We start from the raw sequence: 25,606 nt of genomic DNA, 5'->3' as shown, positions 1-25,606 counted from the left end.
GAACCGTTTCTTAGTTAGTGTTCGTTGACTTACATGTTCTGTTCGGTTCTGTTGATGATGTCGTCCTGCAGCTTTCTGTCCAGATTGGTAAAGTGGGCACTGTATCCGGCTACACGCACAACTAGGCTCTTGTATTTCTCCGGATTACGCTGCGCATCAAGAAGGGTCTCCCGGCTTATCACGTTAAACTGGACATGCATCCCCTTCTGGTCAAAATAACCCCGAAGCAAGGAAACCAGCTTTGACAGCCCCGCAGGTCCGTTAAGCGCGGACGGGTGGAACTTCTGATTGAACAGCGTTCCGTTCGAAGCAATATGGTGATCGAGCTTGGAAACAGAATTAGCCGCAGCCGTAGGACCGTTGGTATCGCGTCCGGATACGGGCGAAACTCCGTCGGCCAATGGCTCGCCGGCTTTGCGGCCGTCCGCAGTGGCTCCGGTGGCGGCTCCCATCGGCACGTTGGCCGATACCGGATACAATCCCGGCTGGAAGGTGCCTCCACGCGGATTGGTGTATTTCTGCACCTCGCGGCAATAGACCAATCCGACCTGACGGGCAATTTCATCCACTTCGTCAATGTCGTTGCCGAATTTGGGCGCTGCAATCAGCAGCTCGCGCAGGTAGCCCTCATTGCCGGTTGGTGCGGCGGCTTGGCGGGGAACAAGACTGCCCAGCTGATCCAGCGAGATATTGCTGCCTTCAAGAATGAGCTTCTTGATCAGCTCAACAATATGCTCCTGTGACAGTGAATTCAGTGGTGATTGGGATGAATCCGGGGAAGCGGACGGCTGTGAGCTGCCAAAGTTGGACTCCAGCGCAGCCTTCAGTTCAGCGAGCGTAACTTTCTTTTGATCGAACACAACGCTCTTGATCGCCTGCATGGCATCCGCCACATTCGCAACTCCGACGCCCTGCGGTCCGGTAAAGTTATAAAATGCGCCGCCCTCCTGAAGCGATTTCCCTCTGCCGATGCAGTCATAAACCATGGATGAAAGGAACGGTAATGGGGCTCTCTCCCCATGCGCATAATCTACCGAGTTGTCCGCCTGGATCAGCAGGGAGACGAAATATTCCATCTGCTTGGCATAAGCCTCCATGAATTTCTCGATAGAAGTAAAGGAAGCGAATTCGCCGGTTTGCAGGCCGATTTTTTTGCCGTTTAATATGCCGTTGCCAATCGTAATTTCCATGACTTTAGGCAGGTTGAAGAATGCCGCATCATGCCAGCCTTCTGTTTTGCCGCCTTTTTGCGGCTCCACGCAGCCGATAATTCCGTAATCGCGCGCATCGGCAAGACTCACGGAACGGCTGACCAGCGAAGGAATAATGACTTCGTCGTTGTAATACGCCGGCAGGCCAAGACCCAATCGGCTGACTTCCGCCGCCTTCAGCAGCAGTTCCTCAGGCGAGCGGTTCCATACCCGGATGGAAATGGAAGGCTGCGGCATCTTCACATGCGCTGTGGCTTCCAGGCAGGCAAACGACAATTCATTCGTCGCATCCTGGCCTTCTTCGGTTTGACCGCCGACAATCAGATTCTGGAACATCGGATATCCGCCAAACGCTTTGGTCGAGCCCTCGTCCCGGATCTTGTTGACCTCATTCATTTTGATCCAGAGACAGTCCAGCAACTCCTGAACCTGTTCATGACGGATGACTCCGCCGGCAAGATCCTTTTGATAGAAAGGGTACATGTATTGATCAAAACGCATCGGAGAAATGGAGTGGCCGTTGGATTCGATCTGGATGATCATTTGGACAAACCAGAAGCTTTGAACAGCCTCATGGAAAGATGCAGCAGGATAGGCCGGTACACGCTCGCAAATGGCGGAGATCGTCTCCAGCTCGCGCCGGCGTTCAGAGTCCGCCATGCGGGCTGCCAAGCTTCTGGCCAAATCGGCAAAACGTTTGGCAAAATCAATGGCTGCTTGGGCAGACACGATAACCGCGTTCAGGAACTGCTCTTTTTTGATAAAATCCGGCTTGGAGCGGTCTGCGGTCCGTTTGGCTTCCTCCGCTTCGTCGATGATGCCTTTAAAGCCTACGTTCAGCACCTTCGCATAATCTACCGAAATATGGCCGACTCCGTTGTTGTAATAGTTCCCGACAGTAAAGACATCGGCGTTCATCGCTTCAATCGTTTCAGGCGTCATAAAAGAGGTGGCCAGTTCCTGCACAGTGCGGCCATCCCAGTAGCTGAACTGCTCTTTCAGCTTGCTGACCGTCTCACTGGTAATGGTGAACACATCGCCGGTGCGTTTGGCAATCGTATCAAACTCGCTGTATAGCCATTTATTAGAGAACTCAGGGAAAATTTGGCATCCTCTGGGTTTCAGGGTCAAATTTCCGACAACCAATTCCTCGTCTCGGATGACCAGGGTCATATGCTTTAAAATATGTTCCAGCGCCTTAGCCCGCCGTAAAATAGTAGGCAAATGCTCGGTTTGTTTGAAAGATTCGGTGATCAGCACCGCTCTTTCCGCTTCAATCTCCGGCGTTCCGGACATCAGCTGATCCAGCAGTTTAGTTATCCGGCCGGTGGCGGCCACGGTTTTAGGCATGTCGAGTACATTAAGCATGATAAGCTTCCCCCTTGATTAGCATTCCATAATGAAATTGCATGATAATTCTCTGGTTCCGGCCACCTTAGGACGCAATTTGTTCCCGGCTCTCTTCCTTTTCAGAAGCGTTTACAGCGGATGGATAATACGGAACTATCAGCTTGTGGTAAATTCCTCCGCCGACAATCGCCCCGATGATGGGACCGAAGATCGGCACAATCAATCCATAATAATGAGGTCCGACCACACTGCTTCCCCAGCCGGCAAGCATCAGAAACAGTCTAGGGCCGAAATCACGCGCAGGATTCATGGCAAATCCGGTCATCGCCCCGAAGCTTGTGCCCAGCAGCATAACCGTGAGTCCGATGGAGATGGCGGCAAGCCCAAGTTTTGGTGCGGCGCCGTTTCTGCTGTCGGTAACCGCCAGGATGACGAGCATCAGTACGGCCGTCATGGCCATTTCCACCATTCCGGCCTGGAATAACGTCAAGCCGCTTTGGGGGAAGGTACTGAAGATGCCCGCTGAGCCCCAGCCGCTATCGGCTGAGCGTACGATGCCGCCGGCCTGTTCAAAGGCCAGAATGCCGCTGCGGCAAAGAAAGTAGACGGAAGCGGCGGCGGCGAAACCTCCGATGAGCTGCGAGACGATGAACGGAATCACCTTGCGGCGTTCAAAGCCGTTCCATACTGCCAGCGCCAGCGTAACGGCCGGATTCAGGTGACCGCCGGACACACCGCCCGCGATGAATACTCCCAGCGTAACCGCTAGGCCCCACGTCAGCGTCAGCTCACCCCACGTAATGTTGGAGCCTCCGGCAACCAGGGCCTCAACGGAGCCGAAGCCGATAAAGAGAAAGATATACGTTCCTACAAATTCGGCAAGGCACTCACCCAATAAAGTTTTCTTCATCCTTTTACACTCCTATTGCCGCGCGGGGGCCATAAGCCTCGCGGAACAATTCCGCAAGCTGCAGTTCATCCGGCGAACGGGGATTGGTTGTTGTGCATTTGTCATGAAGCGCAGCCCGGCTGAGCTGCGGAATCATAGCCTCATATTCCGCCTCTGCTATACCCGCATCCGCCAGTGTCAGCGGCGTATCCGTCAGCCGCTTGAGCGCCGTGATCGCGGCAATCAGGCTTTCGACGCCCTCCCGCGCGGTAGCAGCCGGAAGATGGAGCTGATAGGCAAGCTTGCGGTATTTCTCAGCTGCGCGTGTCGCAACACTACTTTCCAGATCCGCGTTAAAACGGATTACGTAGGGCAGCAGAACCGCATTGGCCCGGCCATGGGGGAGGTGGAAAATCCCGCCCAGCGTATGGGCCATGCTGTGGTTAATGCCAAGCGCCGCATTGGTAAATGCAATGCCGGCCATGCAGGAGGCATTGTGCAGCTTTTCTCTGGCCTCCATGTCTTCTCCATTCTGGTAAGCACGCAAAAGATAATCAAAAATCAGCTGTGAAGTCTTCTCCGCCAGAGCATCTGTATAATCGGAGGCTTCCGTCGAAACATAGGCCTCCCACGCATGCGTAAGCGCGTCAATCGCGGTATCCGCCGTGATTGACGGCGGGACCGTACGCAGAAATGAAGAATCCATGATCGCCGCATCAGGCACCATCTCCTGAGCTACAAGCGGGATTTTGCCGTCGCCCATCGTCACGACGGAATAAGATGTTACCTCCGAGCCTGTTCCGCTTGTTGTGGGAATCGCCACAAACAGCGGCTTGCTCTTCGGGCTTCCTTCTGCCTCCATAAGTCTGCGGGCGAACAGCATGATGCTTTTGGCAGCATCAATCGTAGAGCCGCCTCCCAGAGCTATAATGAGATCGGGGCCAAAATCGAGATATTCCTTGACTCCTGCGGCGACAACCTCGACCGGAGGGTCCGGCCGGATGCCGGAGAACACCTTATAATCCTCCACGCTGCTTTTCAAAATTGCAGTCACCTTGTCCGCGAAGCCCGACTGCACCATAAATGGATCTGTAATCATCAGAGCCTTCTGGTTGTCAAGCGTAGTCAGGTATTCGAGCGCCCCCGTATCAAAGTAAATTTCCGTTTTTACACTGAATTGGTTCATCGTCCACCCTCCGCCCTGGCCTCTTCCTCGGACTGCAAATCATCGACAATGCCGACAATTGACATATCCGCAGAGATTTTCATGTCTTCATACATGGAGCTGCCCCAATCGATCAGAACGATGTCATCCATCCCCGCTCCGATCAAGTCGATGGCAACGAAAACTTCTGTACTGTTCAAATTCCGATTCTCATCAACGGACTTTATCATCAGCAGCTTGGCACCTATAAGCTTCTCGCTCTTTTGAGTGGAAACTACCTTGCCGATTACCTTTGCCAAATGCATGATCTATCCTCCTTGAACTTTAAGCTGCCGTAATAATTCCTTTACGATGGCTTCCAGCTGGTCGCCGGCAGGATACGCTGCGGCCGGAGCCCCCAGATCTTCAAGCTCTCTTACGCCATAGGCGAGTCTGCGGATGTTCAGCAAATTGAACGGCCCGATATTGTCGGAGGTGGAGCTTCCGCCCACCGCACCGCAGCCAAGCGTCAACGCGGGCTGGAGATTGGTGGTTGCGCCAATGCCGCCAAGCGCTGCAGGCGTATTCACCAGCAGGCGTGAAACGGATTTGTGCAGGGCAAATGCCATAATGATTTCTTCATTATTGGAGTGGATCGTCATGGTATGCCCTTTGCCTTCCCCTTCGAGCAGCTCTATGCAGCGTTCGCAGGCCCGCTCCCAATCCTGTTCCTCGTAAAATGCGAGTACAGGCGCCAGTTTTTCTCTGGAATAAGGGTTTTTATGGGATACTGTGGTTTGAAAGGAGATCAGTACCCGGCTTCCGGCCGGGATGGAGAATCCGGCAAGAGCGGCAAGCTTCTCGGGAGACTTGCCAACCACCACCGGATTGATCGTTCCGTTGCCGCGCAGCATGAAAGCCCCCAGCTTTTCGGATTCCTCAGCGGTAAGGAAATAAGCGCCCTGGCGTTTGAATTCCGCTACAATGCGTTCCTTGAAATCCTGTTCCACGATGATCGACTGCTCGGAGGCGCAGATTATGCCGTTGTCAAAAGTCTTGCTGTCGAGGATGCGCTTGACCGTCAGAGGAATATCTGCCGATCTTTCGATAAAGGCTGGACCATTGCCAGGGCCTACGCCGATTGCAGGTGTTCCAGAGCTGTAGGCTGCTTTGACCATCGCTTCACCGCCGGTCGCCAGAATCAGCGAGGTATCGCGGTGCTTCATCAGCTCATTGGTTCCCTGCAGACTTAGTACGGAAAGACAGCCCACAACACCTTCAGGCGCTCCCGCCGCCAGTGCCGCTTGATTAAGGATGGCGACCGTCTCGGTAATACAGCGGCGCGCCGAGGGATGTGGCGAGAAAACGATGGCATTCCCCGTTTTCAGTGCCAGCAGCCCTTTGTAAATAACTGTTGAAGTAGGGTTGGTGGACGGGATCAGCGCGGCAATAACGCCGACCGGCACGGCAATGTCGATGATTTTCTCCTGCTCATGCCTTGCGACTACACCCACAGTTTTCATATCCTTGATATGCTCGTGCAGCTTTCTGCTGGCGAATGTATTCTTAATGATCTTGTCTTCCCATTTGCCGTATCCTGTTTCCTCATGAGCCATACGGGCCAGCTTTTCAGCGGCCTTTTCAGCTGCTGCCGCCACTTGCGCGACAATCGCGTCAATTTTCTCCTGAGTGAATGTCCGGTACAGCTTTTGCGCCACTTTGGCGGCAGCCAGCGTGGTCCGGACCTCCTGAATAGACCGTAAATCATGATCCAATGTAGTCATTGTTAGCCTCCTGCTTATGTTGCTGGCCGTTGTTCTCCAGATAATTCACTATGATTCTTTGCGACGTAAGCCATTCCTTCGCAAGCGGAGTAATCAGCGTTCCTGCCTGAAGCAACAACGATCCCTCCCGCATATGCTGCACATCTGCCGCAGTCAGAATCGTTCCATTAAATACGGTGCTTTGCAAAACCGATGGGACTTGTTGAATAGGGGCAGTCTCTCCCCCCGGCTCTCCGGCGGAAAGTACACTGCGAAATTCGCCAAGCTCAATGATCCGGATGCCATAGCTGCGCAAAGTGCTTTCATATCCTGCAATTAAGGCGTGGTACGCCGGATTGATAACTGCGCCTCTGTCCAGCGGTACGGCTCTCCTGTCGTCATAGCCGTCACGTACGGCTATAATTTTCTGGCCCATCATGACAGCCAGCGCAAGGCCTTCCAGCATGGGGGTATCCGTAATTCCAAGGGCAAGCCGGCTTAATGTGCTTTGATTCACAAGCGGCAGAAGTACAAGGTCCGCATGGCGGAGAGCTTCCTCCAGATCCTTCATGCTTCCCAGTCGTTTCCCTTGCAAACGTTCCAGTATTTTGTCCTCAAGGGTGCCAGGCGCCCAATCTTCGGAGACGAAGAAGCTGTATTGATGGATGCGAAATGCTCCTAACACATCGGCAATATATCCTTCATTTCCAGTACCCCCGCCGATGAAGATCACGATGTTCCTGCTGGCCTGCAGCAGCATATATTCAAGCATCCGGCGGATTAGTTGTTCCGTTTCCATGTTCACTGCTTTGCTGCACCTCCAGCGCTCATGGCGATTCCGACAGGCGTAACGAGCAGCGGATTCACCGGTTTGACGGTTTCAAGCGCCGTGTATTTGGCAAAAATCTGTTCAATTCCTTCCAGACAGCTGCTTCCGCCCGCCAGATATATCTTCCCGGTACCTTTAGGTATATTCTTCAAGGCGATATCAGCCATTTTTTCTACCACAGCCTGCACTACCGGCAGCAGCATACGGTTATTGCCGGATTGGTGTTTAAGCTTCTCCGCTTCGGCAAAATCAAGTCCATAGCTGCCCGCGATCACCAGCGTCATATGCACGCCTCCTGTCGCTTCATCGGCAGAAAGGATTACTTGACCCTCGCGGATAACCGAAATTCCTGTCGTGCCGCCCCCGATATCGACCACAGCTCCGTTGACCACACCAAGTACCATCGCTGCCGCCTCGGGCTCATCGATCACATGCGTGACTTCAAACCCCGCCGCTTCCACCACATTGGTGATGACCTTGACGTTTCCGGACCCGATGCCGGGAGGAATCGCGGTTGCCGCATGGGTCAGTGTGGTGCCCAGCCGCTGTTCCAGTCGTGCTTTCATACTTCTAAGCAGCGTAACCGCCTGAACATATTCGACTACAATCCCGTCTCTTACCACATGGGCAGGCTCCAGCTCTCCAGCGACAGGCCGGTTATTTTGATCCAGTACGATAATCACAATATTGGAGGTGCCTAAATCCACACCCACTTTGTAAGGCAAAAGGTATTCCTCGTTGACCCATGGCGCTTGATCATTCATTTTTCGCTGCATTTCCGCCATTAAATCATCAACCAGCGACAATTCCCGTTCAGCTTCCATGGCGATTACCCCCGTTTGGCGGATATCCGGACCAAATCCCCATTGTTCAATTCAGCCGCGTTCGCTTCATCCGTATCGATGTGAAACTCAAGCGCAGATTTGCTGTCGGACCGTATCAGTACCCCATGAAAGGTTGTTTTTTTGGAAGAGGCCGTTTCCACATTCACGATATCCCCATCGGCCAGGCCAAAGCGCCGTGCTTCGTCAATACTCATGTGAATATGGCGTCTGGCACAAATCACACTTTCATTCATCACCAGCATTCCCTTGGGACCGATCACACACAATCCCGCCGAGCCGTCCAGATCCCCGGAATTGCGCACCGGCGGCTTGATGCCGAGCGTAAAAGCATCGCTGCGGGAAATTTCCACCTGGCTGCTTGCGCGGAGCGGGCCCAGCACTCTGACCTGGTTAATGCTGCCTTTGGGGCCGGCGATGCTCACCGTTTCCGCGGCGGCATATTGCCCGGGCTGCTTCAGCTCACTTTTTACAGTTAATTCGAATCCTTTGCCGAACAATACATCCAGATCATCCCTGTTCAAATGAATATGACGATTGGAGACGCCTACCGGAACACTGAAGCTCCGGTCCTTCACCTGAATCAGGCCGGCAATTTCTGCTGCTAAATTATCGATTAAGTCTTGGGTTTCCATTAGTGCTGACCATCCTTATTTTTTTTGGGCGAATGCTGCCTGTAGTGAAGGCACATGCTTGCCGGCTGGCCTTTTTTACGCGTACAGAGCGGATTTCCGCATAAGTTGCATGTAATGATCGGCTGCTGAACCTTATCATCGGGGGCGTCCGGCGGGGTCTCCCCCGCCTCGCCCTCAACTGATGTCAAATCCTGTCCTTGCTGCGGCATTACCGGTTCGGTTTCTTCTTCCGCTGCGTCCAAACCGCCGTCCAGCGGATGATTCTCCTCTGGCTGCGGGGCCAAGACACCGAAGTCTTGCGGAGCGGATTCCGAAACCCGGGATTCATCAGTCGGCATAACCGTTTCCGGCGAATAGACCATGCTCCCGGTGCCTTCAGCAGGCCGCGCGATAACCGTTGCGGCAACAACCTCCCCCAATCGGGCTACGCTGATTCTGGCGGCATCCACAGCTGCCTTGACCGCTCCCACATCTCCTGTAATCTTCACAACAACCAGTCCGGCCTGGACTTTTTCGTATCCGATCAGGGTGACATTCGAAGATTTCAGACAAGTATCAGCGGCTTCAAGTGCTGCGGGATATCCGTTCACCTCAATCAAGCCAAGGGCATTGGTAATCAATTTTGGCACCTCTCAACGTTGTTTTGCTGTTGCTGTTTATAAATTAGGCTGCGTCATGGAAACCGGATTATGGCCCATGGATCTCAGCACGCTGTTTCCTACTTCACGAGCGGCGATAACCGATTGCCGCACTGCGCCCGAATCCCCGGTAATGGTGACAATAATCTCATTTGAACGGGCTGTGCCCTTCTCGGGACTTGCGTAGGTTACAATTTCAACATTGGCTGTTTTCAGCGCCGTATCGGCCATCAGCAGCCCGATCGCCGCCGGCGCGCCTACGAGAATGCCGAATGATTTGCCTGCCGGTGCTCCAAAAGCCTTTTCCAGGGCCAAGCTTGCCCGGGCAGTGTAATGAAGCTCAATATGTCCGGCATCGCAGGCATAGACATCACCGAAAGTGCGCGGAAGCTCCTTGAGTACAACTTCAACCGCTCTGCGCGAGTCGGAGACATCTTCGGAGGCAAAAATGATAATGCATCCATGTCCGGCTCCCCCTTTGGTGTCGCGTGCCAGTTCTATGGAAACCACTTCGGTGTTGGTCGCTTTTACCGCTTCGTCAGCCGCCATAATATGCGGTCCGGCACCCGTCCGGGCGCTGATGATGCCAATGGAGCGGTACTTTGGATCAAGCCCCATGCTTGCATGCAGGTGGCGGTCCAGATTGGCGATGACCAAGCCCACGGTATCGCCCATTGCACTTCCGATATATTCCGTAATGCTTGTATTACCTGTTGTCACTGGATTTCCCCTCTCTTCCGTCGAATCATGGAATTTCCTGCCGGTTTCCGGCGTCAGGTCCGCTTGCAGAGCCGCATTTGGCAATGCTTTTTGAACCGCTTCCATTACTTGTTTTAAAATTGCCGTATCCATCGTTTCACCTCAAGTCTGATTTATTCCGGCAGTTTAGGCAGGATTTTTTCCACATCCATGTGCGGACGCGGGATAACATGAACGGAAATGACCTCACCGACCCGCTTGGCTGATGCCACGCCTGCGTCTGTAGCCGCTTTAACCGCTCCTACATCTCCTCTTACCATCACGGTGACCAGACCGGAACCGATTTTCTCATAACCGATCAAAGTGACATTAGCCGCCTTCACCATGGAATCAGCCGCTTCAATAGCGCTGACCAACCCTTTTGTTTCAATAAGTCCCAATGCTTCCTGACGCATAAATTTGCGCACCTCCATAAGTGTTAACTCGTCTTGCAACCTCATTTTATAGGTTAGGCCGGGTGAAAACTTACACTTTACGGATAGGAAACAGGACATTCGCGACTTTTGTTTCTAGGATTTTAATGATATTAATCATTACAAAGTCAAGAAAGTATGATTTTTCTGACTGCGCTTACATCAAAACCGCAACATAATAATCGTATCCTTTACACTGGATACAATGCTGTGTACCGAAATATTGAGGGGGGACAAGCGAAATGTCCGGAGAGTTTGAGCTTGCAGAAATTATTGAGGTGGAAGCCTTTAAAAGCATTCAGGAAAGGCTGGCCAAAATCGTCACCTTTCCCGTGATAACAACAGATACAGATGGCATCCCCATGGGAACATGGAGCAATTTCTCCCCGTTCTGCAAGCTGATCCGTTCTTCTCCCGAAGGAGCAAAACGCTGTATCTCCTGCGACTACGAAGCGGGAATGGTAGCGATGAAAGAACGCAAGCCGCAACTCTACCGCTGCCATCTTGGCCTGCAGGACTGTGCCGCGCCTATTTTTGCGGAAGGGTACTTTCTGGGAGCTGTGCTTGGAGGTCAGGTGCTCATTGACGAACAAGACCGCGAGAAGATGGATGCCCAGTGCATTTCCGAGAATTTCGACCTTCCGCTCGACAAGGTGCTGCAAGCCATTGAGCAGATTCCGGTGGTAAGTCTTCAGTATTTGGAGGACTGCATCAGCTTCTATACCTTCATTGCCAACTATATTGCCGAAATCAGCATGAAGAAAATCGTTCAGGAGAAGTTTCTGAAGGAAAGTCGCGAGAACCTGAATTTGGAGCGCAAAGCCAAAGCGATGGAGTTCAAACAACTTCAGGCGCAGATCAATCCCCATTTTTTGTTCAACACACTGAATACAGTCGCCCGGATGGCTTTATTGGAGGATGCGCCCGAAACGGAGGAACTGATCTATACCCTGAGCGATCTGCTGAGATATAATCTTAAAAATATCGAGGAATTCCCCAGAATACGCTCCGAAATGGATGCGATCAGAAGATACCTATATATCCAGACGCTGCGGTATAATGACCGTATCCGGTACGAGATTGACGTGGATCCTGATATACTTGATTACCGCATTCCTTCCATGGTGCTGCAGCCGCTTGTTGAGAATTCCTTTGTGCACGGGCTGGAAGGTAAACGGGAAGGTGGAACCGTGCGTATCACTGGACGCAAAACCGCAAATCAGAAGATCATTATTACCGTCGAGGATGATGGCAAAGGCTTTGATCCGGATATATTGAGGTCATTCGCCCATTCAGAAAACACTGTTGAAACCCATACAGGCATTGGACTTTTCAACACGCACGAACGGCTTCGCTCTCTTTTTGGAAAGGCCTACGGACTGAAGATCAAAAGCCAGGCTAATATCAGCACCAAAATTCATCTGACCATTCCATGCCTCAGAGAGCATTTGTAAGTGGAAAGAGAGAGTGAGTTATTGTGATTAAGCTAATGATTGTAGAGGATGAACCGCTGGAACGCCTCGCCCTGCGCAAAATGATCCATCGGTTATCCTATGATATGGAGGTTGTGGAGGATGCCCGCGATGGTGAAGAAGCCATTGACAAGGTCAAGCTGCTGCGACCGCATATATTGCTGATGGACATCCGGATGCCGGAGAAGAACGGTTTGGAGGCACAAGAGGAGATTATACGCGCATTTCCTAACACAAAAACGATCATTCTGACAGCCTACAGCGACTTCAACTACGCCCGCGAAGCCATCCAGTATGGGGTAGTCGATTATTTGCTGAAGCCCGTGCCGCCCCAGGTCCTAAAAACCGCACTGGATAAAGCCATCAGTTCCTTGCACCAGGATGAGATCAGAGATTCCCGGAGCACTGCTATAAAGCCCCCGGAATTGGAAGAGAATCTAATTGATGCCGCACTGAATTACATTCATCATCATATCAAAACCGATATTACGCTCGCCGATGTGGCAGGCCATGTTCATCTGAACCCGCAATATTTCAGCCGCCTGTTCAAAAGCCGTACCGGCGCTACTTTTACCGAATATGTATCCGTCCAAAAAATCAGCCGTGCCAAAGATATGCTCCTGGCCACCAATATGCCCATCTACCGGATTGCCATTGATCTGGGCTTCTCCGATGCGGCTTATTTCTCCCGTGTATTCTTTAAATATGAACAGCTGACACCGCTGCAATTTAAAAAGAAAGCCGAGGGCCAGGGGAATTAGCTGGACACCTGGCTTACGCTTCGATAATTTCCACGGAGGTCATTTTGTCGCGTCCTTGGAACGCATCCATATACTCATGCCTTTAACCACTTTGCCGAATACGGTGTGTACACCGCCTCCTTGGGATCTGCAATTCTGTCGATGATAAGGCAGCCATTCTCTCCTTGAATTTCCGAGGGCAGCGATGAGTCCGTAATCTTGGAGAACTGCACCACGCCTTCCATGTCGTCATACTTCAGAATAAGGCTTCCTTCCCCATCGACGCCCGACGATAGCATGAAGAGATTGGCTTTTAGGGAAAGGGGCGTCAGCGTCGTCTTCATTGCCTCCATAAACACCATCCGATGCGCCACCGCAGTCTCCATCATGGCCCGGGCTTCGCGGGCATTCGTAGCCAGGGGTTTCTCGCAAAGCACATGCTTACCCTGCCTCAGAAACATGACCGCCTGGGAAGCATGGCAGGAACTCGGACTAGCGATATAAACAGCATCAATCAGAGGACTTTCAGCGTTAACCATGCTGATGTTCTGAACTTTTGAATAAAAAAAGATCGCATGGCCCTCACTACTTCATGAGAGTTAAGCGATCTTTTCGGTAAAAAAATCTTATCAAATTGCTTCGTTGACTACTTCAGGCAGTATCAACAAAAGAAATTATTGATCTTATGCGCTGCATTATGACCCGACGGACTTGAACCTTTGAGCACCGGCATATAGTTAATGTTGTTGAACGTAACGCCGTCAATCGCTCCTGATATCAGTCTATTTCTCTTGTATCACACACTCCATTATAAGATCAGCCGATTCTTCAATGGATGTGCTGGTTACATCAATGACCGGACAGCGCAGACTTTTCATCAATGTCTCGGCCTCGTTAAATTCCTCCAACACTTGAAGCTCCGAGACATAGCTGGCACCCGCCCCGAGTCCCAGCATACGCAGGCGTTCCGTGCGTATTTTGATCAGGGCTTCCATATCCATCGTTAGTGCAAACAGCCTGTTTCTGCGGACTTGCCACAGCTCCTCGGGAGGTTTGATTCCCGGGACCAACGGCCAGTTGGCAACCTTGTATCCCTTGTAGGCCATATACATACTTAGAGGGGTCTTCGAGGTGCGGGACACCCCGATTAACACAATGTCCGCCAGCAGCAGCCCGCGCGCGTCGCGTCCGTCATCATACTTCACCGCAAACTCAATAGCTTCAATCCGGCGGTAATAATCTGCGTTCATGTCATACAGCAATCCCGGCTTCATCAAGGGTTCAAGCTTAAAGATGCTTTTTATGGTTTCCATCATAGGGCCCATGATGTCTACTATATCAACGCTCCATTTCGCGCTCTCCCTTTGCATGGCCTCTCGCAGATCGGGTTGAACCAGCGTATAGGCTATGAATGATTGCGCTGTATGTGCCAGCAGCACCAGTTCGGAAATTTCCTGCTCAGAGTTTATCCGCTTGAAGCGGCGTACGGCAGTATTGTTTAGATCAAACTGCTGCATCGCGGCCCGGACCACCCTATCCGCAGTTTCACAGGCCGAGTCAGAGCAAAGAATGATCTGCCTCGGCTTGAACATGTCTCTTCCTTCCGGTACTTGCTCACTCACTTGGAAGGGCTACTGCTTCAGCTTTCGTACTCGCCGCCTCACCCCGTGAGGCAATCACTGCCTGCGCCGCCGCCATTCGGGCATAAGGAATGCGATAAGGTGAACAGCTCACATAATCAAGCCCCACCTGTTGACAGAAAAAAATTGAGCTTTGATCTCCGCCATGTTCACCACACAGACCTGTTTTGAGGAAGGATTTCTTCCCTTTTCCTTTGGTAACGGCCCATTCAATAAGTTTCCCCACGCCTTCCTGATCCAGCATCTGAAAAGGATTCTCGGATAGAATATTTCTGTCCAGATAGCTGCTCAGGAATTTGCCTTCTGCATCGTCCCGGCTGTAGCCGAATGTCATCTGTGTTAAATCGTTAGTGCCGAAGGAGAAGAAATCCGCATGCTCGGCAATCTTATCAGCCATAACAGCCGCCCGCGGCACTTCAATCATTGTGCCGACCCTGTAGGAAATCGTCTTGAACTCTTCTCCCAGCACTTGTGAAGCCACTTTGTCCACAAGCGCACGAAGCTGTTTAAGCTCACGCGGATCTCCTACCAGCGGAATCATAATTTCCGGCCGCACTTCAATTCTTCTATGAGCTACAGATTTGGCGGCACGGAAAACCGCCTCGATCTGCATATCATAGATTTCCGGGAATTGGATGCCAAGCCGGCAGCCGCGCAGCCCCAGCATTGGATTTCTTTCCTGCAGGCTACGTATTTTGGCTATCATGTGCTTCAGGCGCTTCTCCTCTTCGATATCGCCGCCCCTTAATTTGAGTCTGCGGAGTTGCTCTTCCAGCTGTTCCAGATTGGGCAAAAATTCATGCAGCGGCGGATCAAGCAACCGGATGGTCACCTGCAGCCCATCCATCGCCTCAAACATATCCTCGAAATCGGACTGCTGCATGGGAAGAATGCGTTCAAGCAGGCTGATCCGCTCCTCTCGGCTATCGGCAAGAATCATGGACTGTACAATCGGCAAACGGGTGTCTGAGAAGAACATATGCTCCGTCCGGCACAGACCTATACCCTCGGCGCCGAATTGCCGTGATATGCGTGCATCATGCGGAGTATCGGCATTTGCATAAATGTTCAGTTCCCTGATCTCATCAGCCAGACCGAGCAGCTTCAACAGCTCGGGGGTCATCTCAGGATCGCTTAGCGGCACGCTCCCGGCATATACCCGGCCGGAAGTGCCATCGATGGAGATTACATCTCCTTCTTTCAGGACATAATCACCCAAATGAATGGTCCGCTGCTCAGCATCTATAGACAACTGGTCGCATCCGCAGACACAAGGTTTGCCCATGCCTCTTGCCACAACGGCCGCGTGGCTGGTCATTCCCCCTCGGCCGGTAAGCACGCCTTCGGCGGCGAGAATGCCGTGAATATCTTCAGGTGATGTTTCCGCGCTGACGAGCATCACATTTTTGCCATTATGTTTCCATGTCTCTGCAATTTCTGCATCCAGCGCGATCATCCCGGACGCTCCGCCAGGCGAAGCAGGTAGTCCGATGGCCAAAGGCTTCAGCTCCTCAAGCGGAGCGATGGAACGATGAAGCAACTGGTCCAGATGGCTGACATCAATCCGGTTCACCGCTTCCTCCTTTGTGATGGCTCCTTCCTCGTACAGATCAACCGCAATCTTCACTGCGGCCTGGGCTGTTCGTTTGCCGCTGCGGGTCTGAAGCAGGTACAGCGTACGATTTTCAATCGTAAACTCAATATCCTGCATATCCCGGTAGTGAGCTTCCAGCCCGGCAGCTGCTGCGGCAAGCTGTCCGTAGACTTCCGGCATTTCGTCTTTCAGCTCCCCCAGCTTACGGGGTGTCCGGAGACCAGCCACCACATCTTCACCCTGAGCATTAATCAGGTACTCGCCATACAGTTCTTTGGCTCCGTTGGATGGATTGCGCGTGAACAGGACGCCAGTCCCGCAATCCTCCCCCCTGTTTCCAAAGACCATCGACTGCACATTAACCGCGGTTCCCTGATCATGAGGGATCGAGTAAAGTTTGCGGTACACTTTGGCCCGCGCGTTATTCCAACTGCGGAACACGGCCCCGACTGCCATGTTCAACTGCTGATAGACGTCCTGCGGGAATTCCTTGCCGCTATGTTCCTTAACCAGCATCTTGTATAAGCCGGTTAATTGCTTCCATTCCCCGGCGGTTACTTCCTGGTCGCTGTCACGGCTTGCATGGGACTTCAGCTCCTCCAATTGCCGGCTGAACAGAATGGATGGGATGCCCAGGACAATCTCGCCGAACATCCCGATAAACCGGCGGTAACAGTCGTAAGCAAAGCTATCATTATTAGTCTGCTGTGCCAGCCCCTTAACGGTTTCATCGTTCAATCCCAGATTTAATATCGTATCCATCATACCCGGCATGGACGTGACCGAACCCGAACGGACGGACACCAATAACGGCCGTTCACCGTCACCGAATCGACAGTCCTTGACTTTTTCTATGGCGGAAACTGCTCTTCTCATCTCGGACTGCAGTTCACCGGACAAACTGCCCCCCTGCTTGTAATAATTTTTACAAGCATCTGTAGTAATCGTAAATCCCGGAGGAATTGGAAGCCCCAGTGCTGTCATCTCGGCCAAATTCCCGCCTTTGCCTCCCAGCAGCTTGACCATAGAGGCGTTTCCTTCTTCAAACAGATAGACTTGCTTCTCTTTAATTAGTTCAGCCGACATCTTTGTGTTTCCCCCTCCATAGCAGCTTTTATTTTTCGTCGGAATGCGGTTGTTAAGTGATTATTTCACGCTAACAAGCAGATCTTTTCTGGCTACACCGCTTTTGAACGCCGCCTTGGCAACGGCAATGCGGATTCTTTCAACCACCCGTGGATCAAAGGCATCCGGAATGATATATTTCTCATGAAGCTCGGATGGATCAATAACCGAGGAAATCGCCTCCGCCGCCGCCAGCTTCATTTCATCATTGATATCCCTGGCTTCACAATCCAGCGCCCCTCTGAAAATGCCGGGGAAGCACAGTACATTATTGATCTGATTCGGGTAGTCAGATCGTCCCGTCGCCATTACTCTTACATGCGGAGCAGCGATGGCGGGATCGATTTCCGGAGTCGGATTCGCCATGGCGAACACGATTGGATCCTGGGCCATATTCAGCACGTCATCGAGTTTCAACACATTTGGTGCGGAAACCCCGATAAAAACATCCGCGCCTTTGATTACATCCGATAACTCACCGGTTTCAAGATTGGGATTCGTAATTTGGGCAAATTCGCTCCAATGTGTCCGGTTATAGGAGACAAGCCGGTTAATGGCACCCTCCCGGTCCACTCCGATCAGGTTCACAGCCCCTGCGTGCAGCAGCATTTTGGAAACAGAGATGCCTGCCGCACCGACGCCGTTCACCACAATTTTGACATCCTTAATGTTTTTGCCGCATACCTTAAGCGCGTTCAGCAGTCCGGCAAGCACAACGATGGCTGTACCGTGCTGGTCATCATGGAATACCGGGATATCCAGCTCATTTCTCAATCTAGCTTCGATCTCAAAACACCGGGGAGAGGAAATATCTTCGAGATTAATGCCTCCGAATGTAGGAGCGAGCGCTTTCACAATCGCAATAATTTCTTCCGTATCTTTAGTGTCAAGACAGATTGGCACGGCATCGACGTTCGCGAACTGCTTGAACAGCGCCGCCTTGCCTTCCATTACCGGCATGGCCGCTCTCGGGCCAATGTCGCCCAGTCCCAGCACAGCGGTTCCATCGGATACGACAGCCACGGTATTTTTCTTCGTCGTCAATTCATAGGCCTGCGCCTGATCCTGTGCAATCGCCTGACAAACCTTCGCCACACCCGGAGTGTATACTTTGGACAAGTCTTCTTTGGTCCGGATCGGATTTTTCAAAGTTGTCTCAAGCTTTCCGCCTTTGTGCAAAAGCATGATTTCTTCCAATAATTCCACAATATCTCCTCCGCTCAACTGGTTTACCGCTTTCTCAATCCATTTCTGATCCTCCGGATGCTCCACGGAAATCACGACATTCGCACCGGTCAGGTCCGTACGCAGCTCCTTCAGCTCTGCATTCAGAACAGTGCCTTTATAGTTCTCGGCAATGCTCACCAGATTCGCAAGATAATCGCTGTTGCTGCGGTACTGGACACGAAGCGTAAACACATGGGGTTTCCCGCTCAGTTGATTCATACTAATCGCCTCCTGCATGATGATTTGCCATGTCTTCGTAATCAGCCGCCCCATACCGAGATGAGCAGCGTTGCTGCAACCACTGTGATCGCTCCGCCGATCCGCGTAGAGATTTGAGCGAACGGCATCAGCTCCATGCGCCCGGATGCCGACAGAATAGCCACATCGCCCGTTCCGCCGAGACCGCCGCGGCAGCCGGTTACTATCGCTGCTTCCACGGGGTACATATTGACCCATTTTCCGATAAAATAGCCGGTGAGAATCATCGCGGCGATAACGGTAGCGCAGACGATAATATAAGGAATCGAGATCAGGGCTGCCACATCCTCCAGTGGGATGTAGAGCATGCCAAGTCCCACCATCAAAGGCCAGGTCAGTGTGCCGGAGATAAATTTGTAGAGCTGATAGGCACCCTGCTCGATTTTGGCCGGCAATAGTTTGAATATTTTAAGCAGAGCCGCAGCAAAGATCATCAGGATCGGACCGGGGATACCGATGAATGGCGACAGCAAGTGCCCGGTAATAAATAGTCCGCAGGCGAACAGCAGCCCGGCGCCCATCAGCAGAAAGTCTGGTTTTAAACTGTCATAGGTGCTTCCGCCCATCTTCTGGCCATCTTTCGATTTCACCAGAACGCCATTGCCGGTAATCGACGGATTTTTATCAGCCATTTTCTTGAGCAGTCCCGCACCGATAATTGCGAACACATTGCCGATTACCGCCGCCGGAATCATCTGGGCCACATAGGAACCCGATTCGCCCCCGAGAATCTGCGAGAATGCGATGGACAACGGGAGTATTCCTTCACCGACACCGCCGCCTATAATGGGCACGATAATGTAGAACAAGGTGCGGTGTGCGCTGTAGCCGAGCAGCATGCCGACCCCGAGACCCGCGCCTACCGCCACAATGGTTCCGGCCATCATCGGGATAAAGATGCGGATGAAGCCGCTGATTAATGTAGTGCGGTTCATCCCGGTAATGCTTCCCGCCACCAGAATTGAAATATACAGATAGAGAAAGTTCGACGTCTTCATCAGCGTGTGGACCGATTCAGTAACTGAAGGGTCAAGCACATTCCAGAACACCAGGAACGAAGGAACCATCAGCGAGAGGATTGCGGGGCCGCCGATATTTTTCAGAATGGGAAGCTTGAAACCAAGATCGCTGAGCAGCACACCCAAGACGATGATCACCGCAAATCCGCCGATCATATCGTTTGGCAGTTCGCCGAGCACAGACGCCGCAAATATGATGATGGCAAATACCACATACAGCGGAAGCGGAATGACACCTACCTTTAATTGCATGAATCGCTGTGCAAAACCTTGTTTTCCTTGTTGCGGTACATGCTGCTCATCTGGTACTGCAATCGATGCTTGAATTGCTTTTTGCATATTATCCTTACCTCCTTAAATCTTTTACAAATTCATCATAGCTGCTTTGAAAGCGCTTTTGTTTTTGTGTAAATAATGAAGAGGTTTTGTAAATTATTTAAGTAAGCGCTACCAAAATGTCTTGTGAAACTATATGTTTCTATCTTTACAAAAGAAAAAGCTCCCTCTGCGATTTCGCAGTAGGAGCTACCTGTTTCTCTAAATGTATTGGGTTATCAGTGTTTTGCCATTTGGGGCGATCCTGTATTTCTGCACCGGCCTGCCCACACTACCATAGACCAGATCCATTTCCAGCACACCCATCTCCGTCATCCCGACCAAATACTTACCGACGGAAACACGGGAGATCCCGGATAGAACCGAAATGTCCTCTGCGGAAAAAAGCTCACAGGCACAGGCCTCAATCGCTCTCCAGACGGTCTGCAGTGTCTGACGCGTGAATCCCTTGGCCAGCTCCTGCGAAGCTGCCCTCTCCTGCTTGAATCTGGACAGCTTGTCCAGTTCAGATTGGTTCAGCCGTTCCTGGCTGCGGAACAACCGGTGCTGCTCCTTGTATCCATTCAGCGCTGCACGGAATCTGGAGAACTCAAACGGTTTAATCAGATAATCTACAGCCCCGTTTTGCAGAGCCTCCTGGATGCTTCCCTTGTCACTGGCCGCCGAAATGACGATGACATCCACCCTTAAGCCTCTCCGGCGAATCTCGGACAGCAGCTCCAGCCCGTTGCTCTCCTTCATGTAAATATCCAGTAGAATCAGATCATAGGCGTTCTCCGTCAGCAGGCCCAGCGCCTCCTCCATAGAACTGGCCCAGCCTTCGAATCGGAAGCCTTCAACCTGCTGCAAGTAAAATTTATTCATCTCCGAAACCATTGGATCGTCCTCAATAATAAGTACCTTTATCATGTTCAATTATCATCACTCTTCGCAATATAGGGTAACTGCACAGTAAACTCGGTTCCTTCACCTGCCCGGCTTTTCCAGCCAATCGTTCCGCCCAGCATGGCCACGCTCCGGTCCACCAGATACAACCCGATGCCCCTGTCCTTGCCTTTGGTGGAATAGCCCTGTTCATACATATGATCTCCACTTTCCCCGGAAATCCCTGTTCCATTGTCGCGAACCTTGAGCGTAAGCAGGTTGTCTTCATGCCGGAAGCCAATCTCAATAAGCTTGCTGCCGGCACCATGAACAGCCTCCAGGGCATTATCCAGCAGGTTGCCGACAATCGTGACCAATTCCCGTGATACTTCGTGATCCGCGGACTCGGGCAGCACTCCGTCCTCCAGAATGACCAATCGCACATCCGCCTCCCTGATCCGGCTGAGCTTTCCAAGCAGAAATCCGACCATAACCGGGTCCTTTACCAGCCTGACCACGGAGTCCGCCTCCGTCTGAATATTAAGCACAATGTCCGTCAGATATTCTTCCAGCCGGTCGTAGCTGCGCATATTGGTCAGCCCCATGATCACGTGAAGCTTGTTCATAAATTCATGAGTCTGGGCCCGCAGCGCCTCCGCATACAGAGATATCCCCGAAAGCCTCTCCATCAGCAGACTGATTTCGGTCTTATCCCGAAAGGTGGCGATTGCTCCTTCGATGATTCCGTTGACCCTGACCGGAACCACATTCACCAGCAGCGTGATGCCGCTCTGCTCCACTTCCATATCCTGCAAAGGCTCACCATTGTCCAGCACCCTCTCCATCCGCAGGAGTGGCCAGAATTGCTCCACCTGCCTGTTGACCGGATCCTGGCTCATGCCGACGCTGCCCATCAGCCTTCGCGCCTCCGCATTGACTAAGGTGATACGGGATTCTTTGTCTACCGCCAAAATCCCTTCTTTGGTGGATTGAAGCATGGCGCTTCGCTCCTCCAGTAATTTTGCGATCTCCCCTGGCTCCATACCGAACATCATCCGCTTGATTTTTCGTGCCAGCAGCACTGCCCCAGTGATACCCATGAGTCCGCCAATCAGTATACCCGAGTAGATAATCCACTGATTCTGCTTCACGGCTGACTGGACGCTCCCAAGAGATATTCCAACGGCTACCGCACCGATCTGCTTCCCTTCCGGTCCAAATATAGGTGAAAACGCTCTCACGGAATAGCCCAATGAACCTTTGGCAACGGATATCTTCTCCTTGCCGTGTAATGCATCCGTCTCATCCCCTCCCATGAAATGCTTGCCGATCATAGCTGGATCGGGATGTGAACGGCGAATCCCCTGCATGTCCATAACGACAACAAACTGGACCTTATTAATGGTGCTGATTTCGCTAGCGTAATTCTGAAGGCCGCCGGAATGAGCATTCCCAAGCAGACCGCCAATGACAACCGGCGCGCGCGAAACAGTACGGGCAATGGTTATGGCCTTGTTCTCCAGAGATTCTTTGGCTTGCACGGAGAACTTCATGCCAAACATTACATACACAATCAGCAGGACGAGGACGACGATCAGGCAAATCATTACCGTGATCGTGGTCTGAAGGCGTAATCTCATTTTCCCAATTCTCACAATGTTCCACCTTCAAGAAATTTTTCTAGATTATAACTTAAAAGTCGAATGTACCGCAAGGCTTGTCAACCACTCGGCAAATACCCTTACTGGGGCAGGCTTGAAATTCAAGATTGTTTGCCAGCAGCAGTCCGTCGCCCCCATCCACTTGCCATTCATCGCAAAAAACATCTTAATCTAGGTGCCTATTCCTTAAGTCCTATGAACATAGTATAATAATCTTTATATTTATCCTCTATGGAAGTGGTGCCCCATGTTTCGGTATATGATTGCAAACTTCGCGTTATTAACTGCGTTCCTCTTTCTCTTCAACCAGCTATTCCGCCATTTTTTAACAAAACGTTCTCATTCCCTGCAATTTAAGCTGCTGGTTGGAATTCTGCACGGAGTCTGCGCCCTCCTGCTCTTGCTGTTTAGTTTCAGGGTTAACCAAACTACCTTTATCGACTTTAGGCATATCATTGTGATCTGTTCCGCTTTCTTCGGCGGCTTGCCGGCTTCTTTGGTGACGGCTCTCTTTGTCGTCATTGGCAGACTATCTTTTTTTGGACCTCTTACCTCTACAGCGATGGCTGCGAGTGTCACGATAACTTTACTGGGCATCGGCAGCGGTTTGATTATGCAGTCTATCGAACAATACTGGCGGCGCTGGATCTTCTCCTTGCTGCTGAGTGTGACTCTAATTCTCACCATGTCGCTACTGTTTGGAGCCACGATGGATACATTTATTTATTTAGTCCTCATTTTGTCCGGAGGGCTGTTTTCGGCTGCGATGATCGCGTTTTTCTCCTACTCCAACCAACTGGCACAGGAACTGGAGAACAGTGAGAGAAGGTATCGCTCCCTGCATATGCTTCAAGAGGCGATTTTCCAGTCGTCGGTAGGCACGATGATCACCGTTTTTGATCCTGAAGGACGGATTACTCATATTAATAGGGCTGCGAATACAATGCTTGGATACCAAGCAGATGAGTTGATCGGCCGGGAAACTCCCTTGATCTTCCATGACCCCGAAGAAATAGCTGCCTATTCTGGAGAATTGTCCAGAATGATGGGCAAACCGTTCAGCGGAATAGACGTACTCGTATATTGCTCGATGAAAGGACCTTCGGAGGGACGCGAATGGTCATATATTCGAAAAGACGGCTACCGCTTAACGATATCGCTTATCGTTTCACCGCTTTGGCTGGATGGAGAAATAACCGGGTTTATAGGAACGGCTACAGACATTACCGAAAGGAAAAAGATGGAGAATACGCTGCAGCAGCTTTCTTTAATGGATGGACTTACGGAAATAGCCAATCGCCGCAATTTCGATGAAACGCTTAAGAAAGAATGGAAGAGAGCGGAGCGTAACGGCAGCTTGAACGGGTTGTCTCTTATCATGCTTGACATCGATTATTTCAAAGCCTACAACGATTCCTACGGACACCAGGCTGGAGATGATTGCTTGCGCAAAGTAACAGCAATTGGAAAAAGAACCGTCGAGCGTTCATCAGATACGATCGCGCGCTACGGCGGAGAAGAATTCGCCATTATCCTGCCGGATACCAATGCCAAGGGAGCGTCGGAATTAGCCGAGAGGCTTCGATTTGCTATTGAGAATGAACGCATTCCCCATCTAGGATCGAAGATTAGCGATGTCGTTACCATCAGCGTCGGGTTTTCTACATGCAATCCCAATGCAGGCGGCCTCCCGGAACAGCTAATTGCAGATGCGGACCAAGCGCTCTACTATTCCAAAGCGAATGGCCGCAACAGGGTGACGGATTACCAAGCATTGATGTACATAAATCCTAATGAACAACCAAAATGTTAAATAGTCAGGAATTATAATGAAACCCGGCGGAAGTTGAATCGTATGTACTGTTAAGATCTTTTAAATTTAAACTTAAACTTAAAAATGCGGATTAATAGTACATTCTCTTAAGGAGGCGTTAAGGATGTTGAAAAAATTACTTGGCAAAGTCCTGCATTCATTGGAGCATTCCAAACAAGGAGGACACCGTAAATATTCCAGCAGCAGCCACAGGGGACGCCATGTTCGTTACTCAAGCAGTGCAGGGCACCACAGTCACCGGAATTCCTCATCCGGACACGGACATGGCGGCGGACGTTACGGACACGGGTATTATAAGAACCGCCGCGGCAGCTCCAGTTGATTCTTCATTTTAAGTTTGGGAAAATAATTAAGAGCCGTCCCGTTGATATGGGGCGGCTCTTGCTGTCTTCTGCCTGGCATCAGGCATCCGGAAAGAACTGATAATTACCCTCTACGGCATCACCCCGGCAGTCCACCAAGCGCCGTGTGCAGATCAGCGACAAAAACGGCAGTGTTAGGATAAGGGTCATCATCCTCCAGAAGACGCCTCAGAATCTGCCGTACCGGAGCGGTAAGGCTGAGTTCCTCCCCCCAGGAACGTTCCGGTATGCCCGGATCCGGACTGTAACCGGAGTAGAGCATGTATAACATCAGATGGCCTATATCGAACAGATCCGACTGGATGTAAGGCAGCATGCGCGGTGGAGGTACGGATTTGAGCGCAGTATCCTCCCAGAGCAGGCCCTGTCCGCCTCCGATGGGCCGTGCCAGACCAAAGTCTATAACCACGACTTCTTGCTCCCGCACAATAACATTCGGGATACGCAGGTCCAAATGTACAAATCCCTGTTCATGAACATGGGTTATCCGATCCATGAGCACTAGCGTCCAGCGCAGGCATTCACGCTCGCCGATAACGCGGTTCTCCTCAAAGATTAGATCCTCCAGTGTCTTGCCCGCAATAAAGTCGGTTACGATCCAGCTTCCCTCTTTGCTCTCCCCGTAATTCCTCAGCCTTTGAATATAAGGGTGGTCCAGCCGGGATAGCACCTCTTTCTCCCGCTCCAGCAGAAGCTTCGCGGTGCTTTTCTTGCTGGGTTTGGCGAATTTCACTGCCACTTCACAGCCCTCCAGCTCATCCCGGCACAGATATGCGATGCCATAGCTTCCGATGCCAAGTACCTGAACTACACGATACCGTTCTCCAATCATTGTCCCGGTCTGCGCCGGATAATCGCGCCAGGCCATTATGAAATTGCGCCACCTGTCCAGCAACGTAAATACACTCCCTCCATGGCTTTAAGGCATTGTGGCCTACGGCCCCACCCTCTTCGAATAGCCTCCTACCTTTCCAAAGGCCTGATGATCTTAATATATATTC

23 protein-coding genes are annotated in these 25,606 nt (G+C 51.6%); 4 read left to right on the top strand and 19 right to left on the bottom strand.

What is annotated here, in order from left to right:
- Window positions 1-29 precede the first annotated feature (29 nt).
- The 11 genes from PaeBR_RS09570 to pduA form a co-directional block, all read right to left on the bottom strand.
- Entirely contained in the window at window positions 30-2,579 is a 2,550-nt protein-coding gene (locus tag PaeBR_RS09570) for a glycyl radical protein (RefSeq protein ID WP_410514589.1), read from the bottom strand.
- Window positions 2,580-2,646: 67 nt separating this feature from the next.
- On the bottom strand, window positions 2,647-3,471 hold the full coding sequence (locus PaeBR_RS09565; protein ID WP_410514588.1) for an MIP/aquaporin family protein: 825 nt from the start codon (window positions 3,469-3,471) through the stop codon (window positions 2,647-2,649).
- 4 nt (window positions 3,472-3,475) lie between these two features.
- Window positions 3,476-4,636 (bottom strand): 1-propanol dehydrogenase PduQ, encoded by a 1,161-nt coding sequence (locus tag PaeBR_RS09560; RefSeq protein WP_410514587.1) that lies wholly within the window; start codon window positions 4,634-4,636, stop codon window positions 3,476-3,478.
- Entirely contained in the window at window positions 4,633-4,920 is a 288-nt protein-coding gene (locus tag PaeBR_RS09555) for a EutN/CcmL family microcompartment protein (protein ID WP_410514586.1), read from the bottom strand. The genes PaeBR_RS09560 and PaeBR_RS09555 overlap by 4 nt, the downstream gene beginning before the upstream one ends.
- A gap of 3 nt (window positions 4,921-4,923) precedes the next feature.
- On the bottom strand, window positions 4,924-6,378 hold the full coding sequence (locus PaeBR_RS09550) for an acetaldehyde dehydrogenase (acetylating) (protein ID WP_410514585.1): 1,455 nt from the start codon (window positions 6,376-6,378) through the stop codon (window positions 4,924-4,926).
- A complete protein-coding gene (locus PaeBR_RS09545; RefSeq protein WP_410514584.1) occupies window positions 6,359-7,162 on the bottom strand; it encodes a hypothetical protein in 804 nt (267 codons plus the stop codon). The genes PaeBR_RS09550 and PaeBR_RS09545 overlap by 20 nt, the downstream gene beginning before the upstream one ends.
- Complete coding sequence (eutJ, locus tag PaeBR_RS09540; protein ID WP_410514583.1) at window positions 7,159-8,010, bottom strand: ethanolamine utilization protein EutJ; 852 nt, start codon at window positions 8,008-8,010, stop codon at window positions 7,159-7,161. The genes PaeBR_RS09545 and eutJ overlap by 4 nt, the downstream gene beginning before the upstream one ends.
- Before the next feature lie 5 nt (window positions 8,011-8,015).
- On the bottom strand, window positions 8,016-8,663 hold the full coding sequence (gene pduL / locus PaeBR_RS09535; RefSeq protein WP_410514582.1) for a phosphate propanoyltransferase: 648 nt from the start codon (window positions 8,661-8,663) through the stop codon (window positions 8,016-8,018).
- On the bottom strand, window positions 8,663-9,283 hold the full coding sequence (locus tag PaeBR_RS09530) for a BMC domain-containing protein (RefSeq protein ID WP_410514581.1): 621 nt from the start codon (window positions 9,281-9,283) through the stop codon (window positions 8,663-8,665). The genes pduL and PaeBR_RS09530 overlap by 1 nt, the downstream gene beginning before the upstream one ends.
- Window positions 9,284-9,319: 36 nt before the next feature.
- Window positions 9,320-10,153 (bottom strand): propanediol utilization microcompartment protein PduB, encoded by an 834-nt coding sequence (pduB, locus tag PaeBR_RS09525; RefSeq protein ID WP_410514580.1) that lies wholly within the window; start codon window positions 10,151-10,153, stop codon window positions 9,320-9,322.
- Window positions 10,154-10,173: 20 nt separating this feature from the next.
- Window positions 10,174-10,455 (bottom strand): propanediol utilization microcompartment protein PduA, encoded by a 282-nt coding sequence (gene pduA, locus PaeBR_RS09520; RefSeq protein ID WP_410515134.1) that lies wholly within the window; start codon window positions 10,453-10,455, stop codon window positions 10,174-10,176.
- A gap of 260 nt (window positions 10,456-10,715) precedes the next feature.
- Here pduA and PaeBR_RS09515 point away from each other — a divergent pair, with 260 nt between their 5' ends.
- Window positions 10,716-11,927: a PocR ligand-binding domain-containing protein gene (locus PaeBR_RS09515; protein ID WP_410514579.1), complete on the top strand. Its 1,212-nt coding sequence runs from the start codon at window positions 10,716-10,718 to the stop codon at window positions 11,925-11,927.
- A gap of 23 nt (window positions 11,928-11,950) precedes the next feature.
- Complete coding sequence (locus PaeBR_RS09510) at window positions 11,951-12,706, top strand: response regulator (protein WP_410514578.1); 756 nt, start codon at window positions 11,951-11,953, stop codon at window positions 12,704-12,706.
- A gap of 74 nt (window positions 12,707-12,780) precedes the next feature.
- Here the strand turns inward: PaeBR_RS09510 and PaeBR_RS09505 are convergent, their stop codons facing one another.
- From PaeBR_RS09505 to dcuS, 7 genes are all read right to left on the bottom strand, one after another.
- Window positions 12,781-13,224 (bottom strand): Gfo/Idh/MocA family protein, encoded by a 444-nt coding sequence (locus PaeBR_RS09505; RefSeq protein WP_410514577.1) that lies wholly within the window; start codon window positions 13,222-13,224, stop codon window positions 12,781-12,783.
- Window positions 13,225-13,467: 243 nt separating this feature from the next.
- On the bottom strand, window positions 13,468-14,277 hold the full coding sequence (locus tag PaeBR_RS09500; protein WP_410515133.1) for a pyruvate, water dikinase regulatory protein: 810 nt from the start codon (window positions 14,275-14,277) through the stop codon (window positions 13,468-13,470).
- Window positions 14,278-14,299: 22 nt separating this feature from the next.
- Window positions 14,300-17,005, bottom strand: coding sequence for a pyruvate, phosphate dikinase (ppdK, locus tag PaeBR_RS09495; RefSeq protein ID WP_410514576.1), 2,706 nt, complete (start codon window positions 17,003-17,005; stop codon window positions 14,300-14,302).
- Window positions 17,006-17,065: 60 nt separating this feature from the next.
- On the bottom strand, window positions 17,066-18,229 hold the full coding sequence (locus tag PaeBR_RS09490; protein ID WP_410515132.1) for an NADP-dependent malic enzyme: 1,164 nt from the start codon (window positions 18,227-18,229) through the stop codon (window positions 17,066-17,068).
- 302 nt (window positions 18,230-18,531) lie between these two features.
- Complete coding sequence (locus tag PaeBR_RS09485; protein WP_410514575.1) at window positions 18,532-19,887, bottom strand: 2-hydroxycarboxylate transporter family protein; 1,356 nt, start codon at window positions 19,885-19,887, stop codon at window positions 18,532-18,534.
- A 198-nt stretch (window positions 19,888-20,085) separates the two neighbouring features.
- Complete coding sequence (locus tag PaeBR_RS09480) at window positions 20,086-20,793, bottom strand: response regulator (RefSeq protein WP_410514574.1); 708 nt, start codon at window positions 20,791-20,793, stop codon at window positions 20,086-20,088.
- Between the two features lie 2 nt (window positions 20,794-20,795).
- Window positions 20,796-22,403 carry a DcuS/MalK family sensor histidine kinase gene (gene dcuS, locus PaeBR_RS09475; protein WP_410514573.1) on the bottom strand — a complete coding sequence of 536 codons (1,608 nt, stop codon included), beginning with the start codon at window positions 22,401-22,403 and terminating at the stop codon, window positions 20,796-20,798.
- A 265-nt stretch (window positions 22,404-22,668) separates the two neighbouring features.
- Between dcuS and PaeBR_RS09470 the strand changes: the two genes are divergently transcribed.
- Both PaeBR_RS09470 and PaeBR_RS09465 read left to right on the top strand, forming a co-directional pair.
- The gene (locus PaeBR_RS09470; RefSeq protein WP_410514572.1) at window positions 22,669-24,222 is read left to right on the top strand and encodes a diguanylate cyclase; all 1,554 of its coding nucleotides are present in this window, start codon (window positions 22,669-22,671) and stop codon (window positions 24,220-24,222) included.
- Window positions 24,223-24,346: 124 nt separating this feature from the next.
- Window positions 24,347-24,565: a hypothetical protein gene (locus PaeBR_RS09465; RefSeq protein WP_410514571.1), complete on the top strand. Its 219-nt coding sequence runs from the start codon at window positions 24,347-24,349 to the stop codon at window positions 24,563-24,565.
- Window positions 24,566-24,684: 119 nt separating this feature from the next.
- Here PaeBR_RS09465 and PaeBR_RS09460 read toward each other — a convergent pair whose 3' ends face one another.
- Complete coding sequence (locus PaeBR_RS09460; RefSeq protein WP_410514570.1) at window positions 24,685-25,500, bottom strand: serine/threonine protein kinase; 816 nt, start codon at window positions 25,498-25,500, stop codon at window positions 24,685-24,687.
- Window positions 25,501-25,606: the final 106 nt, after the last annotated feature.

This window comes from Paenibacillus sp. BR2-3, assembly GCF_046529485.1.
In the GTDB taxonomy this organism is placed as follows: Bacteria; Bacillota; Bacilli; order Paenibacillales; family Paenibacillaceae; genus Paenibacillus_AQ.
Note: the sequence above shows the minus strand (reverse complement) of the source record. Positions and strands in the feature narration are given on the sequence as shown.